The organism is Ectobacillus sp., assembly GCF_056992975.1.
Genome location: NZ_JBXKMX010000031.1, coordinates 1 through 2,978 on the forward strand (window position 1 = coordinate 1; position 2,978 = coordinate 2,978).

Sequence of the window (2,978 nt, forward strand, 5' to 3'; positions counted from 1 at the left end):
ATTTTCATGTTCGATCCCTCCTTCGACTGTAAATCTCACATTGATGTATTTACAATAAATTTACAATATGTTGCTATTATTTTAATCCATTTTATGAAATAATCAATGCATTTGACAAAATAAGTCAATTTATTAATTTTACTAGGAAGAGATATGACGGGGGAAAAGCGTTCTTCGTTACGTAAAGTAGCTGGATACAGGCCATCTTTTTTACTAGTATTGCACTATCTTATACACTATACTGTAAATTACAGTATAGTGTATAAGATAGGAGATGCTGATTTGGTTGCTAAAAAAGGACAAGGCTATCGTCATTTGCCTGCATTTATTCTGTTAGCTCTTGCGCAGAAGTCGATGCATGGCGGGGCTATTTATACGTTATTATGTGAAAGCTTGCCGGCCATTCATACAGATAGCGGAGCGGTCTATCGATGTCTGCAAGAAATGGAGAAAAACGGGGCTGTTACATCGGTATGGGATACGAGCGGAGCGGGTTCAGCTAAGAAAAGGTATGAGATGACGCCATTTGGCTGGGGAAAATTAGAGGAATGTAAACAGGATATTGAAATGAGAATGGCAAATTTCACTTATTTTCTGCAGACGTACGAGAAGGTGAAAGAGTCGAAAGAAGAATAGAACGTCATAAACGAGGAGAAAACGATGGGACAGGAATTTTACAAAAAAATATATTCGGTACGAGAGTTTTATATTGCTCTGTATAAAGGATTTAGAACTATGCCTTTTATGATCAAAGCAAAAAAAAGTAAGGAAATTTCGATGGAATTTAGAGAACGTATTATGCTTGCGGTTACAGAAGTAAATGGGTGTGAAGTTTGTTCCTATGCGCATACGAAGATTGCGTTAGAGCAGGGAATGAGCAAGGAAGAGATTCAATTACTTCTATCCGGAGGGAAAGATCATGTTCCTGAAGAGGAAGCGCCTGCTTTGTTTTTTGCGCAGCATTATGCAGATATGAGAGGCAATCCATCTAAGGAATCGTGGCTACAAATCGTGAATACGTATGGAGAGACAAAGGCATTCGGGATTTTGGGTGCCATTCGGGCCATTATGATTGGGAATGTGTATGGAATTCCTTTAAGTGCATTTCGTAGCCGCCTCCGCGGAAAACCAATTCAAAAAAGCAATTTAGCATACGAACTTATCATGATAGTAAGCATTCTATTATTTTTGCCGATTGCTCTTGTGCATAGTTTTTTAGCAAATTTATTTCGAGTTCCTCTTATATAAAAAAACGAGCAAGGCCTATTCAAATAGGCCTTGCTGATTGGTAAAGGCAGTAAACACTTGACGCTTCTTCACATGATGACGCGCTTCGGTTGTTAAGAGCTTGGATAATATACGGACTGCATCGATGATATGCGGTCCTTTATTTAGCATGACACATTCTGCACGGTGTCCCATTGCAGCGTCAGTTATTTCTGCACGGGCAGGTACGCCTTGCTTAGCGAGGCTTTCGAGCACCTGCGTTGCCCAAATAACAGGAACGTGAGCGGCATCGCACATACAGAGAATATCCTCCTGTACGATGGACATATTTTCAAACCCAACCTCGACGGCAAGGTCACCGCGTGCAATCATAATACCGAAGGAGTCGAAATTCAATCCAGCGAGAAGGATACGAGATAGGTTGTGAATGGCTTCTGCGGTTTCAATTTTCGCTACGACAGCTAAATCGGTTCGATTTAGTTTTTCTAATGCATCGTGCAGATCCTCTAAATCTTGAGGGGAATGGACAAAGGATAAGCCGACTGTATCTGCGTGCCCCGTGACAAATTGTAGGTCCTCTAAATCTTGCTCAGTGAGAGCAGGTAAATCGAGTAACGTGTCAGGGAAGTTTAACCCCTTCTCTTCTTTTACTTTTCCTGCTTTAATAACGGGAGAGATAATTTCTAATTCAACCCGTTCTTCGTTCGTATGGATGACAATTCCGCCAATTTTCCCATCATCAATAAAAATTCTATCGCCAATTTGCACATTTTTTAATGCTTCCGGGAGCATGGCGGCAACTCCGGCTGGCCCTTGCTCAGATGCGGGATGTCCGAGCTTGGATGGTTCTCGGTATAGATAGAGTAAGTCTCCTTTTTGAACGCTAATTTGTACAGGTTTTGGCACGAGATCGCGTACTTTAAATACGTTGCCACTTGGCGTGGTAATTTTCATTTCATCGCTAATGTAACAGGATTTCTCTGTTAATACGCGAATTTTGGTTGGATTAATAATTTCCATGACTCGCAAGGACCGCTTGCGTCCTCTTGTGTCAATAAAGTGAAGTTCCTCCCCGATGTGCAAGGATTTAAAGTTGCTCTTGCTTGATACTGCGAGCACAAATTTTGCTGCATCAGTTTTGTCATCTAGTTTGTCCGTGTGGATAGCATGCAAATCGATATAGCCTTCGACGACACTCTTTTTGTTTCCAAACATATCTTTTAAAATTGAGATTTTAAGGGGGCGTATTTCTTTTTGAAATTGGTTAATACGAATTTTTGGGCCGCCTAAATCCATATATATTTTACAAATTTGGTCTCCGTACAATCCTTCATTGTGTAGTTTTTCTTCTGCGCGGCGCAGCATTTGGATGAGCAGTTTCCATTCTTTTTTCGTATCATGTGCACAGTTAATCCGAGCAATATCCATGCCGTGAAGAAGTAATTCCTCAATCATCTCTGGTGTGTCTAACATCGATACGTCAAGTGTTACCATGATATTTGTACTTCTATCATGTACGGTCGTTCCGAGTACGTGGGCCGCTCGCTTCGCTGATAATTTACTAGCCTCGATCCAGTTTGGCAGGTAGATGTCCGTCGGTTCCATTTCCCCGATTCCTAAATGGCCAAGTACTTTTTCCATATGGGAAAAGACATGACTTTCAAGTCGTCCGAGTGAGGAAAGACCTTCCGCTGCTAAGTGATTTTGTAATTCATGGATGTCGTATTCACGAAGAGCAGCATAGGCAAGCA

General features: G+C 41.3%; 3 protein-coding genes. 2 read left to right on the plus strand and 1 reads right to left on the minus strand.

What is annotated here, in order from left to right:
• Nucleotides 1–282: 282 nt before the first annotated feature.
• Nucleotides 283–636, plus strand: a complete 354-nt coding sequence (locus tag AC11ZT_RS01295; RefSeq protein WP_484057873.1) for a helix-turn-helix transcriptional regulator — start codon at nt 283–285, stop codon at nt 634–636.
• A 24-nt stretch (nt 637–660) separates the two neighbouring features.
• Entirely contained in the window at nt 661–1,248 is a 588-nt protein-coding gene (locus AC11ZT_RS01300; RefSeq protein WP_484057874.1) for a carboxymuconolactone decarboxylase family protein, read from the plus strand.
• 15 nt (nt 1,249–1,263) lie between these two features.
• Here AC11ZT_RS01300 and AC11ZT_RS01305 read toward each other — a convergent pair.
• Nucleotides 1,264–2,978, minus strand: a 1,715-nt coding sequence (locus AC11ZT_RS01305) for a pyruvate kinase (RefSeq protein ID WP_484057875.1), incomplete at its 5' end; no start/stop codon positions are given.